The sequence below is a fragment of the Sorangium sp. So ce117 genome (assembly GCF_051524395.1).
Taxonomy (GTDB): Bacteria; Myxococcota_A; Polyangia; order Polyangiales; family Polyangiaceae; genus Sorangium; species Sorangium cellulosum_B.
The window spans coordinates 10,885,582-10,900,296 of record NZ_CP150309.1 but is presented as its reverse complement, the minus strand read 5'-3'; the positions used below and the strand labels follow the sequence as shown (position 1 = coordinate 10,900,296).

10 protein-coding genes are annotated in these 14,715 nt (G+C 71.0%); 8 read left to right on the top strand and 2 right to left on the bottom strand.

Annotation, left to right across the window (positions count from 1 at the left end; genetic code table 11):
• Positions 1–134: 134 nt before the first annotated feature.
• The 6 genes from WMF46_RS40855 to WMF46_RS40830 all read left to right on the top strand — a co-directional run bounded on the left by WMF46_RS40855 (position 135) and on the right by WMF46_RS40830 (position 10,084).
• Positions 135–473 carry a gamma-butyrobetaine hydroxylase-like domain-containing protein gene (locus WMF46_RS40855; protein ID WP_437545883.1) on the top strand — a complete coding sequence of 113 codons (339 nt, stop codon included), beginning with the start codon at positions 135–137 and terminating at the stop codon, positions 471–473.
• Positions 470–1,237, top strand: coding sequence for a ribosome biogenesis GTP-binding protein YihA/YsxC (gene yihA, locus WMF46_RS40850; RefSeq protein ID WP_437982167.1), 768 nt, complete (start codon positions 470–472; stop codon positions 1,235–1,237). Before WMF46_RS40855 ends, yihA begins: the two co-directional genes overlap by 4 nt.
• A gap of 208 nt (positions 1,238–1,445) precedes the next feature.
• Positions 1,446–4,037, top strand: coding sequence for an NADH-quinone oxidoreductase subunit L (locus tag WMF46_RS40845; protein ID WP_437982166.1), 2,592 nt, complete (start codon positions 1,446–1,448; stop codon positions 4,035–4,037).
• 7 nt (positions 4,038–4,044) lie between these two features.
• Positions 4,045–6,300, top strand: coding sequence for a complex I subunit 4 family protein (locus WMF46_RS40840; RefSeq protein WP_437982165.1), 2,256 nt, complete (start codon positions 4,045–4,047; stop codon positions 6,298–6,300).
• Positions 6,301–6,303: 3 nt separating this feature from the next.
• The gene (locus tag WMF46_RS40835; protein ID WP_437982164.1) at positions 6,304–7,824 is read left to right on the top strand and encodes an NADH-quinone oxidoreductase subunit N; all 1,521 of its coding nucleotides are present in this window, start codon (positions 6,304–6,306) and stop codon (positions 7,822–7,824) included.
• A 106-nt stretch (positions 7,825–7,930) separates the two neighbouring features.
• Positions 7,931–10,084 carry a beta-galactosidase gene (locus WMF46_RS40830; protein ID WP_437982163.1) on the top strand — a complete coding sequence of 718 codons (2,154 nt, stop codon included), beginning with the start codon at positions 7,931–7,933 and terminating at the stop codon, positions 10,082–10,084.
• Between the two features lie 84 nt (positions 10,085–10,168).
• On the opposite strand, the gene WMF46_RS40825 is transcribed toward WMF46_RS40830, so the two are convergent.
• The gene (locus WMF46_RS40825) at positions 10,169–10,912 is read right to left on the bottom strand and encodes a TM2 domain-containing protein (protein ID WP_437982162.1); all 744 of its coding nucleotides are present in this window, start codon (positions 10,910–10,912) and stop codon (positions 10,169–10,171) included.
• A gap of 142 nt (positions 10,913–11,054) precedes the next feature.
• Between WMF46_RS40825 and WMF46_RS40820 the strand changes: the two genes are divergently transcribed.
• Positions 11,055–12,236, top strand: a complete 1,182-nt coding sequence (locus tag WMF46_RS40820) for an AI-2E family transporter (protein WP_437982161.1) — start codon at positions 11,055–11,057, stop codon at positions 12,234–12,236.
• Positions 12,237–12,293: 57 nt separating this feature from the next.
• Here the strand turns inward: WMF46_RS40820 and mrtC are convergent, their stop codons facing one another.
• Positions 12,294–13,118, bottom strand: coding sequence for a myxosortase MrtC (gene mrtC / locus WMF46_RS40815; protein WP_437711967.1), 825 nt, complete (start codon positions 13,116–13,118; stop codon positions 12,294–12,296).
• 240 nt (positions 13,119–13,358) lie between these two features.
• Between mrtC and WMF46_RS40810 the strand changes: the two genes are divergently transcribed.
• On the top strand, positions 13,359–14,714 hold the full coding sequence (locus WMF46_RS40810; RefSeq protein WP_437982160.1) for an extensin family protein: 1,356 nt from the start codon (positions 13,359–13,361) through the stop codon (positions 14,712–14,714).
• Position 14,715: the final 1 nt, after the last annotated feature.

Here is a 14,715-nt window from a genome sequence, read left to right as displayed (position 1 = left end):
TCGAGCCCGCGGGAGCCCTGGAAACCTCGGAGACACCGCTGAATCCGAGAAAAGCGGAGCGGCGCGCGGCCGACGCGCCGCGGCGCTTTGCAGCGCCGGATCGGCGTGGTACTGCCGTCGCCTGGAAGGGCACGATGCCGCAGGATCCGAAGCTGACTCCCACTCAGGTCAAGGCGCCGCACGGCGCGACGGTGATGGAGATCCACTGGGCCGACGGCCACCGCAGCGTCCTTCCGCACGAGCTCCTGCGCGGGTACTGCCCGTGTGCGAACTGCCAGGGGCACGGCGGCACCATCAACTTCGTGCCCGGCGGTGACCTGAACGTCCGCGAGATCGAGCAGGTCGGCAACTACGCGCTCCAGTTCACGTGGGGCGATCGGCACGACTCGGGCATCTACACCTTCCGGTACCTGCGCTCGCTCTGCCAGTGCGACGAGTGCAAGCCGCAGTTCCAGCCCCCCCGCTCGAAGTGACCACCTCCCGCCGCGCCCCCAAGCCTCAAGCTGCTCCGACGGCACGCGCCGAGCGCCAGCTCGATCCGTTCCAGATCGTCGACTCGTCCTTCGTCGCCGGCGCGGGCTCGCTCGCGTCGCTCCCTCCGCCCGTCAGCGCGGAGGTGGCGTTCGCCGGGCGCTCGAACGTCGGCAAGTCGAGCCTCATCAACACGCTCGTCGAGCGCAAAGGGCTCGTCCGGACGAGCTCGAACCCCGGCTCGACGCGGCAGATCAACCTCTACGAGGCGCGGGCCCGCGACGGCGCGGTGTTCCAGCTCGTGGATCTGCCGGGGTACGGCTTCACCCGGCGCTCGAAGTCCGAGCAAGCGGCGTGGGCGTCGCTGATCGAGGGGTACCTGCGCGGGCGCGTCACGCTCGCCGCGGTGCTGCTCCTGGTCGATGCGCGGCGGGGCCTCGAGGAGGACGATCTCGAGCTCATCCGCTTCATCGAGGCGTCCCGCGACGCCGCGCGACGGCCGGTGGAGCTGCTGCTCGTCGCGACGAAGGTCGACAAGGTGCAGCGCTCGTCGGTCCGGCGCGCGCTGGACCAGCTGTCCGCGGCGGCCCCGCGCATGGCGGGCGGCGCTCTCCGCCGCTCGATCGGCTTCTCGTCGATCACCGGCGAGGGCAGGCGGGATCTGTGGCTCGCGATCCGGCGCGTGACGCAGCTCGGCGGCGCGGCGCCGTCATCGAGCGGCGGCGCTGCGCGCGAGGGCGATGACCAGCGGACGACCGACGGCTGACCTCGCCGAGGTGCGAGATCCGCGCAGAAACAGCGCGTCTCGCGGCGGAACAGGGCCGATGGAAGTATTGACCCGCCCTGTGGCCCTCCATTAACGTGCGGCTCCTCCGGTTCCGCGGGGGAAGTCACCAGAGCCGACTGACACGTCGCGGGGTGGTTGCAGAGCAAGACGCGCGTGCCGGCCCATGTTCTCACCGGCTGCCCCAACGATGCCCGACTACTCCGGCCAGGTCACGCACGTCCACACGGCGCTGACGCCACTCTGGTGGATTCCGCTCCTGCCGATGCTCGGCGCGGTGATCAACGCGCTGTTTGGCCGCGCGTTGCAGCGGAGCGCGTTCGGTCGCGACGTGTCGAGGCGGCTCCACATCGGGAGCTTCGGCGTCACGCTCGTCGCCGTGGGCGCCATGCTGGGCGCCTTCGCTCTCGGGCTCGCGAGCTTCGTCCAGCTCATCGGGCTCGCCCCGGGGGAACGCGCGCTCTACAGCTTCGCCTGGCAGATGGTCCGCATCGGATCGCTCGACGCGAACTTCGCGTTCGTGATGGATCCGCTGAGCTGCCTCATGACGCTGATCATCACCGGCGTCGGCACGCTCATCCATGTTTACGCCGCCTCGTACATGGAGGCCGAGCCGGCGTACTGGCGATTCTTTACCTACCTGAACCTCTTCGTCTTCTCGATGTTGCTCCTCGTCCTCGGGGACAACTTCATCGTGATGTTCTTCGGCTGGGAGGGCGTCGGCCTCTGCAGCTATCTGCTCATCGGGTTCTGGTACAGCGACTACAAGAAGGCCTCTGCCGGCATGAAGGCCTTCGTCGTGAACCGGATCGGCGACTGGGGCTTCGTGTGCGGCCTCGCGCTCCTCTTCTGGGGTCTCGGCGCCAGGTGGCTCGACGACGGCCGGTTCCTCTCCGATTACCGCGCGCGCTTCATCGCGGTGGCCGCGGAGGCGCGCGGCGATCACGGCGCCTCCGCCGGGGCGCAGGACGGCGCGGGCGGCAAGGCGGGCGAGCGCAGGGCGCTGCCGCTCGCCGGGGCGAAGGGATACCTCACCTTCACCGGTCATCCCGGCGCGCGCGTGTACCTCGGTATCGCCGACGCCGCTCAGCTCGCCTCGAGCCCGCGGCCATTCGGCGTGTCCCCCTTCATCCGCAAGGAGATCGACGCCGGGGCGCACTCCGTGGTGATCGTGCCGGGCGACGGCGCCGTGATCGGGGGCGATGGCCTCGAGATCGCCGCGATCGAGCGGATGCGCGTCGAGCCGGGCAAGGAGATCGTGGTGGCGACCGTGGGCTCGACGGTCACGTTCCGCGAGATCCACGATCAGCTCGTCATCAAGGACGCGAGCGGCAAGGCGTTCCTCAAGGATGCCCTCGAGTCGAAGACGGTGTGGGGCGGCGTCGCGCTGATCACGCTGGCTTGTCTCTTCCTCTTCGTCGGCGCCGCCGGCAAGAGCGCCCAGATCCCGCTCCACGTGTGGCTGCCCGACGCGATGGCCGGCCCGACCCCCGTCTCCGCGCTGATCCACGCCGCTACCATGGTCACGGCCGGCGTTTACATGGTCGCGCGCCTCAGCTTCCTGTTCTCGCTGAGCCCGGTCGCAGGCGGCGTCATCGCGCTCATCGGGGCCTCGACGGCGCTCCTCGCGGCGACGATCGGCTTCTTCCAGTACGACATCAAGAAGGTGCTCGCCTACAGCACGGTGAGCCAGCTCGGCTTCATGTTCATCGGGGTCGGCGTCGGGGCGTACTGGGCCGCCGTGTTCCACCTGATGACACACGCCTTCTTCAAGGCGTGCCTGTTCCTCGGCTCGGGCTCGGTGATCCACGGGATGCACGCGGTGGAGCACGACGAGGCCGCGGCCCAGGACATGCGCAACATGGGCGGCCTCCGCCGCGTCATGCCGCTCACGGCGCGGACGTACCAGGCGGCTTGCCTCGCCATCACCGCCGCGCCCATCCCGTTCTTCGCGGGCTTCTGGTCCAAGGACGAGATCCTCTGGAAGGCGTTCGGCACCGAGAACACCGGCCCGATCCCGGGGCTGCTCATCTATGCGATGGGCCTCGCGGCGGCGCTCGGGACCTCGTTCTACATGTGGCGGAGCTACTTCCTGACGTTCGAGGGACCCCACGCCCGCAAGGAGATCGAGACCAAAGTCCACGAGTCGCCGCCGGCGATCACCTGGGTGCTCGCGGTGCTGGCGGTCCTGTCGGCGTTCGCGGGCGTCGTGTTCGGCTGCTCCAGCCACTTCGTCGGCGGCCACGGCGAGCCCCTGCTGGAGGCGTGGCTCCGTCCGGTGTTCGCTCACGCGGAGGTCTCGTTCCGGCGCCACGGGCTGGGGCTCGAGCTCGCGCTCATGGCGCTCTCCGTCGGCGGCGCGGTCGTCGCCTTCTCGCTCGCGCGCGCCCGCTACGGCGCGCGTCGCTCCCCGCGCTGGGCCGAAGGGGAGCGGCGGCTCCCGGGCTTCCAGCTCCTCTCGAACAAGTACTACGTCGACGAGATCTACGACGCGACGGTGGTGCGCGCCGCCCTCTCGCTGCGCCTCTTCTTCGCCGAGATGGACCGCTGGATCGTCGACGGCATCGTCAACGGGGTCGCGGTCCTGGCCCGGGCCGCCGCCTGGGTCACCGGCGCCATCGACCGGTACCTCGTCGACGGCGTCGTGAACCTCGTCGCCGAGGGCACGCTGAGCGCCGGGGCGAAGCTCCGCACCCTGCAGACCGGGCGCATCCAGAGCTACGTCTACTTCCTCCTGGGCGGCGTCGCCTTGTTCAGCATCGTTCATTACTTCCTACGGTGAACGGCCGATGTCGAACCTCTCCCTCGTCAGCATGCGCCGTGGATTCGCCCTCGCGAGATCGGCCAGGTCCACCTCGATGAAGCTCCTGATCCCCCTCCTTGTCGCGCTCTCCGTCGTGCTCGGGGCGGCGCCGCCGGCGCTGGCGCAGGCGCTCGAAGCGCCGAGGGCGCCCGGGCCGCGCGGCCAGATCGCGCTGCGCGCGGAGCCGCCCGGCGCGCCTGTCGAGCTCGCCGCGAGCGGGCCGGATCACGTCGGCTCGTTCACGATCGAGAACCAGGGCGACGGCCCCTTGAAGGTGACGCGGGTGATCGTGCGGACATCCCCCGAGGACCCGCGCGTCCCGCCGGGCGTCAGCGTGGAGCTCGAGGGCGGCGCCGCCGCGGCGACCCTCCCGCCGGGCGCGAGCCGAAAGGTCGTGGTCCGGTGGAAGACCGCGGGCGTGCGCGCGCGGGAGCTCTACGGGCACGTCGTCGTCGAGTCGGACGCGGTGGCGGCCGGCGCGGCTGCGCCGGGGCGGACCGTCGCGATGGGCATCCACGCGGAGCGCGGGAGCAGCCTTGGCTTCGTCGGCGACCACATCCTCTCGATCCTGACGTTCCTGCCGCTGCTCGGCGTGGTCGCGGTCTTCCTCGCGCACCTCTTGCGTTACCGGGACGACAGGAAGCTCCGGCTGATGACCGTCGTGCTGATGGGCGTGAACCTCGTGCTCGCGGCGTGGCTCTACGCGCAGTTCGATCGGGGCTTCACCCGGGCCGACGGGAACGACGGCTACCAGTTCATCGAGCACGGCGTGTGGATCCGCTCGCTGAACGTCGAGTACTTCGTCGGCGTCGACGGCGTGTCGATCTCGATGGTCCTGCTCACGGCGCTGATCTCGTTCGTGGGCGCCCTCGCGAGCTACAGCGTCCACGACCAGCTCAAGGGCTACTTCGCGATGTACAACCTCCTCGTCACGGGGATGTTCGGCGTCTTCATCGCGCTCGACCTGTTCCTCTTCTTCGTCTTCTGGGAGGTGATGCTCCTGCCGATGTACTTCCTCATCGGCATCTGGGGCGGACCGCGGCGCGAGTACGCGGCGATCAAGTTCTTCCTCTACACGCTGGCCGGCAGCGTCTTCATGCTGCTCGCGTTCATCTGGTTCTACCTGAACGCCGGCCACACCTACCTGGTCGACGGCCAGGCCACCGAGCGCATCTTCTCGATCCCGGAGCTCTCGCGGGTCGCCTGGGCGGCGCAGGGGCTCACGATCCTCGGCGTGGCCGCGGTGAAGGTGGTCTGGATCTGGCTCTTCGTCGGGTTCGCCATCAAGATCCCGATGTTCCCGTTCCACACCTGGCTGCCGGACGCCCACGTGGAAGCGCCGACCGCGATCAGCGTGATCCTCGCGGGGGTGCTCCTCAAGATGGGCACCTACGGCATCCTCCGCATCAACTTCACCCTGCTGCCCGAGGCGACGCAGTGGGCCGCGCCGGCCATGGCGGTGTTCGGGGTTGTCAACATCCTCTATGGCGCCTTCTGCGCCATGGCGCAGAGCGACCTGAAGAAGCTCGTGGCCTACTCCTCCGTCAGCCACATGGGCTTCACGCTGCTGGCGCTCGGCGCGATGACGCCGCAGGGCATCCAGGCCTGCCTCGTCCAGATGTTCAACCACGGCCTGATCACCGGGATGCTCTTCACCCTGGTCGGCGTGGTCTACGACCGCGTGCACACGCGCGACATCGACAGGTTCGGCGGCCTCGCCTCGGAGATGCCGCTCTACACCGCCCTCGTCGGCTTCGCGTTCATGGCGTCGCTCGGCCTGCCCGGCCTGTCTGGCTTCTGGGGGGAGGCGATGACGTTCATCGGCGCCTTCCCGCGCTACCGCGTCCTCACGATCCTCGCCGCCGTCGGCGTCATCCTCACCGCGGCCTACCACCTCTGGGCCCTCCAGCGGATGTTCCTCGGCACGTTCCGCGCGTCGTGGCGGCAGAGCAAGTACCTCGAGCCGTTCGGCGGGAGGTTCCCGGAGATCAGCGGGCGAGAGCTCGCGTCGGTCGCGCCGCTCGCGGCGCTGGTCCTCGTCCTCGGCTTCTGGCCGCGCCCGCTGCTCAGCCTCATCGATCGCGGGGCCCTCGACGTGCACCGCCTCGTCGACAGGCCGGGGCAGTCCCAGATCGCCGGCGCGCCGAGCGCGGACAGCGTGGGCGGCGCCGCGTACGCCCGCGCGGGCGCCCCGGAGGAGGGCGCCTCGCCGGGGCAGGGCGCCCTCGCCAGCGCCAGGTAAGCCGTGGAACCCCGCACCCTCGACAACGTGGCGAGCCTCGCCTACTTCGCGCCGGAGCTCGTCCTCATCGCGGCGGCCCTGCTGCTCATCGTGTGGGACCTCGCGTCCCCGGCGCGCCTCAAGCTCGCCGGCCTCGTGATCCTCAGCCTCGCGGCGCTCGCCTGCTCGGGCGGGCTGGGCGCGTACTTCCTGGCGACGGACGCCGCCCCTCGCGCGCTCTTCCACGGGCTGCTCGCGTTCGATCGCTTCTCGAACCTCTTCCGCGTGATCTTCGCGCTCGTCACCGGGGCGATCGTCCTCTTCTCGGTGCCCCCGCGGGCCCCCGGGATCGAGCCCGAGCTCCGCCGCGACACGGGCGAGCTCTTCACGCTGATCCTCGTGCTCTCGCTGGGCATGAACCTGATGGCGGCGAGCCGCCACCTGCTGCTCATCTACCTGTCGATCGAGCTCGTCAGCGTCATGAGCTTCGTGCTGGCGGGCTTCAAGATCAACGACGCGAAATCGAGCGAGGCGGCGCTGAAGTACGTCATCTTCGGCGGCGTCGCGTCGGGGATCATGCTCTACGGGATGAGCTGGATCTTCGGCATCACCGCGTCGATGCGGCTCGACGAGTGCGCGGCGCGGATCGCCGCGCTCACGGCGCAGCAGGGCAAGGTGCCGGAGGTCGTGTTCGTCGGCACGGTCTTCATGCTCGCGGGCTTCGGCTACAAGATCAGCGCCGCCCCGTTCCACATGTGGACGCCCGACGTGTACGAGGGCGCGCCGACCCCGGTGACCGCGTTCCTCTCGGTGGGGCCGAAGGCGGCCGGCTTCGCGGTGCTGATCCGCTTCTTCTCGGACGCGCTCGGCGCCGGGAGCGCGCCGCCCGGCGTCGCGACGCCGTGGCCGGTGCTCTTCGGGTGCCTCGCGATGGCGACCATGACCGTCGGCAACCTGTCGGCGCTCGAGCAGGAGAACGTGAAGCGCATGCTCGCCTACTCGAGCATCGCGCACGCGGGGTACATGCTGCTCGGCTTCTCGGTGTTCAGCGGCGCCGGCGTCGCCGCGATCGCCTTCTACATCGTCACCTACTGCTTCATGAACCTCGGCGCGTTCATGGTGGTGATGGCCGTGGCCGAGGAGAGCGGAGGAGACGAGACGTTCGCCGCCTTCCGGGGGCTCGGGCGCCGCGCCCCGCTCGTCGCCGCGGCGATGGCCGTGTTCCTCGTCTCGCTCACCGGCCTGCCCCCGACGGCGGGCTTCATCGGCAAATTCTACCTCTTCTCGGCGCTGCTCGCCGCCGGGGGCGCGTGGAGCTGGGCTATCGCGGTCGTCGGCGTGCTGAACAGCGTGATCTCGCTCTTCTATTACGCGCGCCTGCTCCGCACGATGTATCTCGACAAGAGCGATCGCACCGAGCCCACACCGGTGCGGCCGCTGCTCGGCGCGACGACGTGCGCGCTCGCGGTTCCGACCGTGCTGCTCGGGGTCTACTGGGGGCCAGTTTACGACTTCGTGGCGCGCTCGGTGGCGATCCTGCGCTGAGCGCTGTGCGCGCTGTGCCGCGGAGCCGACGTCGCCCCATCCGGCGCGCGCCGGGCCGAACGCGGCGGTATCGATCTCCCCGCGATCCTTGCTAGTGTGCGCGCGCGTGGCCACGACCCAGGACGCGATCTCTCCAGAGGAACGTTTCGCGCGGGGGGTACGCCTTGTCCCGGGCGGCCTGGACATCGGCGGCAAGCTGGTCCCGCTGTACGCCGGCAGCGTGCACTACTGGCGGCTCGACCCGCAGCACTGGCGCGCCTGCCTCGAGGCCACGCGCTCGCTCGGCGTTCACCTGATCGACATCTATGTGCCGTGGGCCGTTCACGAGACCGGTCCGGGGCAGTTCGATTTCGGCCGGCTCGATCCGCGCCGCGACGTCGGCGCCTTTCTCCGCCTCGCGCACGAGCTCGGCTTTTACGTCATCGCCCGCCCGGGCCCGCACATCAACGCTGAGCTCACCTGCTTCGGCATCCCCGAGCGCGTCATCTGGGACCCGAGCTGCCAGGCCCGCTCGGCGCGGAACAACCCGGTCGTGCTCCCGATGTTGCCGTACGGGTTCCCGGTCCCGAGCTACGCGAGCAACGCATTCCACGACGAGGTCGCCCGCTATTTCAACGCGCTCGCCCCGGTCCTGAAGCCGCACCTCTACCCGGACGGGCCCATCGTGCTCTTGCAGATCGACAACGAGGGCGCGCTCTACTTCCGCGACGGGGCGTACGACCAGGATTACCACCCGGACGCGATCTCCCTCTACCGCGACTTCTTGCGCGAGAAGTACCGGACGATCGAGGCGCTCCAGCGCGCGTATGCGACGAGGAGGGTGGAGCCCGCGCCGGAGGGCGACGCGACCGAGGACGCCGGCGCGGCGCTCGTGCGCGCGATCGTCCGCGAGCGCGCGCAGGCCGAGGAGGGCGACCTGCGGTTCGCCACGATCACGCCGCCTGTTGCGTTCGACGCCGAGACGCCGGCCGATCTCGCGCGCCACCTCGACTGGAGCGAGTTCCACGAGCACCTCCTCGAGACCGCCATGGGGCGCTTCGCGAGGGCGCTCTCCGCGGCGGGCGTCGACGGCCTGCCAACGATGCACAATTTCCCGATGGGACAGGACGCGACGCCGCTCAACCCGGCGCGCATCTCGCGCGTCGTCGACCTCGTCGGCCTCGACTACTACAGCGTCGCGAGCCCGAGCAGCCGGCAGATCCTCGCCCGCCGGACGAGCGAGCTCGCCGTGCGCTGCGAGGCGCTCGCGCTGCCCCCCTTCGCGTGCGAGATGGGCGCCGGCTTCCCGCCGTTCTTCCCGCCGCTCGAGGAGCGCGACAGCGTGTTCGTGATGATGGCCGCGCTCGCGTACGGGCTGCGCGGGTACAACATCTACATGGCGGTCGAGCGCGACCGCTGGATCGGCGCGCCGATCGATCCGCGCGGCCGCCCTCGTCCCTTCGCCGCCTTCTGGCGGAAGCTCTCCGCGGCCCTCGAGGCGACGAGGTTCCACGAGCTCCGCCGCCCGGCGCCGGTGCGCATCGTCACGCCGCGCACGGAGCGCCGGCTCTCCCGCGTGATGCACGCCTTCGGCCCGCTCACCGGGGCGTTCTTCTCGATCATGAACTTCGGCGCCCGCGATCGCTGCCTCGAGGACGACCTCGGGCTCGGTTACCCGCTCGCTGTGGAGTCCGACACGTTCGTGCGTGCGTTCGAGGAGGCGCTCGACGCGCGCGGCGTCCCCTACGCCCACGTCGGCGGCGAGGATCGCGACATCTCGCTCGTCGGGGCGCGCTGGGTCATCTGCGCCACCTCGGGCGGCCTGAGCCCGGAGCTGTTCGCGTGGCTGGAGGCGACGTCCCGGCAGGGGACGCTGATCACGCTCGGCCCCCGCGAGCCCACCTTCGACGGCGCCTTCCGCCAGCTGCCGCGGCCCTACGATCTGAAGCGGCTCCTCGCCCCCGGACAGAACCTGCCGGCGCTCCTCCAGGACGACCCCGCCGCGGCCGACGCCGCGGTGTCTCGCGCCATCGACGCGCTCGGCCTGCCGGCCTTCGCGTGTGATCCCGACAGTGTCTTTGCGACGCTGCACGAGGATGCGTCGGGCACGCCGCGGGTGCTGTTCTTGCTGAACCCCGGAGACGCGGACGTGGTGGCGCGCGTCACCGTGAGCGCCCAGCGCGCGCGCGATGTGCTGGACGACGCGCACTTCGAGGCGCGGCGCGGGGCGCTCGAGGTGCGGCTCGTGCCTCGCTCCGTGCGGATGCTCGCGCTGGAGTAGCCCCGTCGCCGCGCGCTGCGCGGCGACGGCCAGCGAGGCTCGGTATCTCCGCTCGCTGCCCTCCTGACCTGGCGTGCCCCTCGATCAGCGCTCGAACCGCAGCGAGTTGCCCTCTGCGTCGCGGAAGCGCCCCATGCCGATCATGAGGATGTCGATCAGCGACCAGATGCCGAGCCCGCCGCACGTCAAGAGCTTCGCTATGCCGAGCCCGGTCTGTCCCAGATAAAAGCGATCGACGCCAAAGTAGCCGAGGAAATAGGAGAGCAAGAACAGCGTGGACTGGCTCTTGGTCGGGTGGCCGACGGGCGCGTCGCGCCTGAGCACGAGCCCCTGGGCGTCTCGCATCGATCCGGTGCCGATCAGGATCGTGTCGATGAGGCTCCAGAAGCCGAGTCCACCACACGTGAACAGCTTGAGGAGCCCGAGCCCCGTCTGGCCCAGGTAGAAGCGATCGACGCCGAAGGTCCCGAGAAACACGGCGAGCATGAAGGCTGTCGCCTGGTCCTTGTCGGAGTAGGCCTGCGCCGGGGCGCCGTGAGGCGGTCCGCCGCCGTGAGCCGGCGGCGGGCCCCAGCCGCCTCCAGGCGGCGCGCCGTAGCCGCCGGGGGGCACGCCCCATCCTGCGCCCGGCGGCGGGTATCCTCCGCCCGGCGGTGGGTATCCGCCCGGCGGCGGGGTTCCGCCCGGCGAGGACGCGCCGCCACCGCCGCCCGGCGCCACGCCCTGGCCGCCGGGTGGGCCCGACCCCCAACCGCCATTTCCCCAGCCGCCGCCTGCGTTGCCCCAGCCTCCGCCGCCGGGCGGAACTCCGCCTCCGCTGTTGCTCATCCTCGTTCCCTCCAGCTGATGCGGCTGTGGAGGCGGCCGTGCGCCCCGCGGTCGTCAGCCGAGCCTGACTGTATCCTGGAACCGAGGCGCCGCGCTTGCGCAACGCGGAAATCGCTGGTGGTTGCCGGAGGCCCACCCTACCTTGGCCCACGATGGGCCGCTGAGCGCGGCGCAGGAGCGAGCGCACCCGGCGATGCAGCAAGATTTTCAGTCCGATCGGTGGCTGTCGTTCGCCCTCCGGGCGGGGCTCATCGCTCTGTTCTTCTGGATGGTGAAGGGGCTGCTCGTCCCCGTCCTGCTCGGCGGTCTGGTCGCGCTCCTCGTCTCCCCGCTCCAGCGCCGCCTCGCGCCTCGACTCGGCCGCTTCCGCGCCTTCGCGCCCGCGATCTCGACGGCGGGCGTGATCATCCTCGTGTGCATCCCGCTCGCGGTGATCATCATCGAGGCCTCCGCCTCGATAAGCCGCTTCTTCGCGCGGGATTGGTCGAACACGATCGAGCGGGTCGAAGGCCTCCTGAACGACGGGAGGATAACGGGGCTCCTCAACAGGGCTGGCCTGTCCGGGGACGATGTCCGCACGTACGTGAGCAACCTGTTCGAGCGGGTGGGCAGCTCGATCGCCGGCTTCGCGGGGGGCATGGTCGCCGCGGTGCCGCAGACGATCGTCGACGCCTTCCTGTTCGTCGTCGCGCTCTACTACCTGCTCCGCGACGGAGGCCTGCTGCTGCGCTGGCTGCTCACGCAGTCGCCGTTCAGGAACGAGGAGACGGACGTCCTCTTCGCGTCGATCCAGGACACGGTGCACGGCGCCGTCCTCGGCCTGCTCGCGACGGCGGCCGTCCAGGGGACGCTGACGACGATCGCGCTGTTTGCCTGCAAGGTGCCGGGCGCGTTCCTGTTCGGCCTCCTGGCCACGCTGCTCTCGCTCGTCCCCATGATCGGCACCACGCCGGTCACGCTGGGGGCGGCCATCTACCTGTTCGTCGTCGGGCGCATCGGGGCGGGTATCGGCATGTGCGCCGCGGCGGTCCTCATCGGGCTCTCGGACAACGTGATCCGGCCGTGGGTCCAGAGCTCGCACGGCGGGATGCACCCGCTCATCGCGCTCCTCGCCATCTTCGGCGGGCTCGAGCTGTTCGGCGCAGCGGGGATCTTCATCGGCCCGGTCGTCGCCGCGATCGTCCTCTGGGCGGTCGACACGCGCGCGGGCATCTCCAGCTCGGGCCTCCCGCTGGGCCCGCACACGTCGCAGCCGCCACCCTCGCTGACGTCGCGACCGCCGCCGGCCTCGCGACCGCCTCCGACGTCGCGACCGCCGGCGTGACGCGGCGGCGCGCCGGAGCGCCGCGAGAGGTGCGGCCCGCGCCCTAGAGGGAGGCGCTCACGGCGACAGGCCGTAGCCGCGGGCGAGGGTGAGGGAGAGGAGGTTGCATGCCGCGTGGAACACGAGCGGCGCCCCGATGCCGCCTGTGCGCGCCCGCAGCCATCCGAAGAGGAGCGCGGGGAAGAAGACGGCGAGCCGGGCCGGGTGCTGGATCGTGAGCACGTGGCCGATCGCGAAGATCGCCGACGAGAGGAGCCACGCCGGGCCGAGCGTCGCGCCGGCGACGCGGAAGCGCGGCGGGAAGACGCGGTCGAGGGCGCTCTGGAGGTAGCCCCGGAAGAACGCCTCCTCGGGCAGCGCGACCACGAGCAGCTGCGCGGCGATCTCGTCGGCGAGCGAGGGCGGCGGGCGCAGCACGAACGGCGAGGTCGCGCCCCAGTACAGCCGGTAGCCCAGCCAGAAGAGCGGGAAGACGATCGCGGCGACCAGCGTCGCCCAGGCGACGGCGTGGAGCGCGGCGCGGGCGAGGCGCCTCGCCGACAGCGGCACGGGCTCCAGGAGCCCCCCGAGGGACAGGCCGTGGGCGCGGATCGTCGACTCGTCGTACCTCAGCACGAGCCAGGACGTCGCCGCGAAGAACGTGAGGCCGACGAGCGTGCCGGCGTAGCTCTTCGGCGCTGCGTAGGACACCGCCGTCACGGCGGCGGTCGTGATGCCAGCGGCGAGGAGCGCGCGCGCCGCGGTCGGCTCGGGCGGCCGCGGGCGCTCGCGCTCACCGGCGCTCGCATGCGCGGCGTTCGCGTCTGCCGGCGCGCCAGGTGTCTCGTCGCCGGCAGGTGCGCGGGCGTCTCGGCTCGGTTCGATGGGTGTGGGCGGCTGCAAGGCGTGTTCGTCGCGGAGGGGAGCGCGCGGTACGGGGGCTTACGCGGGGATCGCGGCGACCCGGGGTCGCGGCCGCGCGCGCTCAGCCTAGCCGCCACGATGTCCCTCCGCGATGGTCAGCGCTCGGGGCGGCGCGATTCAGGTGCTGCACACGGGTCCAGCCACCGCCCATTTTCTAGCCTTCCAGCCCGGCCACGTTAGAGTGCGGCCGCTGTGGCGTTTTCCCGACTTCGCTGTCTGATGAAGCCGTTGGCCTGCGCGCTGCTTGCGTCCGTCGCGACGCTCGGTCCGGCGCCCGCGTCGGCCGCGTCGCCGTTCCTCATGACGCCGGCGGCGAGCGTCGCCGAGGCGTCTCCGGCGTACCGCTACGCCAACATGACGAACGAAGAGGCGCTGGCGGAGCTGGATCGCCGGAAGATCCTGTACCTCAAGGTCGACCACGCGCCCGGGGTGCGCGCTCCGATCCGGCTCACGGGTCGGCTGAACGGCGTGAACTTTCATTCGGTGCTCCCGCCCGAGCAGCGCGTGACGAGCATGTTCGAGATCCTGGACGCGCGCCTCGCGCTCGCCCTCGACGATTTCGCGGCCGTGCTCTCAAGGCACGATATCGACGAGGTCGTCCATTACACGATGTATCGACCCAACGTGCCGATGCGCGGCCGCGAGGGCGTGGACGGCGACGGAGAGCACGGGCACCCGATCGCTCATGCCAAGGCCGCTGACAGCGCGGTGCAACAGGCAGAGGCCGCGGACGGCGCTGCCCGCGAGGAATCGACGAGGCAGGCCTCGCCGGTCGAGCCTGCGCCGCCGGTGGAGCTCGGCAAGAAGGGCGCGCTCGATGCGACGTCCAAGGCACCTGAGGAGCGGCCGCGACGCCTGAAGGAGAAGGGGTCGGCGGAGGCGGCGCCGAAGGAGAAGGGGGCCGCGGAGGCCGCGCCGAAGGCGAGGGCCGCAGTGGAGGCCGGGCCGAAGCAGAAGGGTGTGGCAGAGGCCGGGCCGAAGGCGAGGGCCGCAGCGGGGGCCGCTCCGAAGGAGAAGGCCGCAGCGGGGGCCGCGCCGCAGGAGAAGGGCGCCTTGGAAGCCGATCCTGGCGCCGCTTCCAAGGCTCCTGGCCAGCGGACGCGGACGGTCGCTGCGCGCAGCGGGCCGGCCAAGAAGGACGCCGGCAAGGTCGGAGCGCGCCGCGCTGCTCGTCGCAAAGCCGCGGGGCCGACCCGGGCGACGACGTCTCCGGTCAAGCACCGTGGCGACGTCGCGCTGCGCAGCGATGCAGCGCAGAAGCCCCGCGGCACGTGGGCTCCGCCGGGCACGCGGCACCCCGCCGGCCTGGCCATCGACGTCGGCGCCCTCAAGAAGCGCGACGGCACCTGGATCAGCGTCGCGCGCCACTTCCACGGCCGCATCGGGGACAAGACCTGCGGTGAGGGGGCGCCCCAGCCCGAGCTCCCCGAGGCGCGCGAGCTCCGGTCCATCGTGTGCGAAGCGGCGGACCTCGGGATTTTTACATACGTGCTGACGCCCAATTTCAATGCGGCGCACGTCGACCATTACCATATGGAGATCAAGCCGGGCGTCCGGTGGTTCCTCTATCACTGAG

Bases quoted from the DNA above. Each gene is read 5' to 3' on its own strand.
- WMF46_RS40855 (WP_437545883.1), top strand. From the start codon at position 135: ATGCCGCAGGATCCGAAGCTGACTCCCACTCAGGTCAAGGCGCCGCAC.
- WMF46_RS40845 (WP_437982166.1), top strand. From the start codon at position 1,446: ATGCCCGACTACTCCGGCCAGGTCACGCACGTCCACACGGCGCTGACG.
- WMF46_RS40840 (WP_437982165.1), top strand. From the start codon at position 4,045: ATGTCGAACCTCTCCCTCGTCAGCATGCGCCGTGGATTCGCCCTCGCG.
- WMF46_RS40825 (WP_437982162.1), bottom strand. From the start codon at position 10,912: ATGAGCAACAGCGGAGGCGGAGTTCCGCCCGGCGGCGGAGGCTGGGGC.
- WMF46_RS40810 (WP_437982160.1), top strand. From the start codon at position 13,359: ATGAAGCCGTTGGCCTGCGCGCTGCTTGCGTCCGTCGCGACGCTCGGT.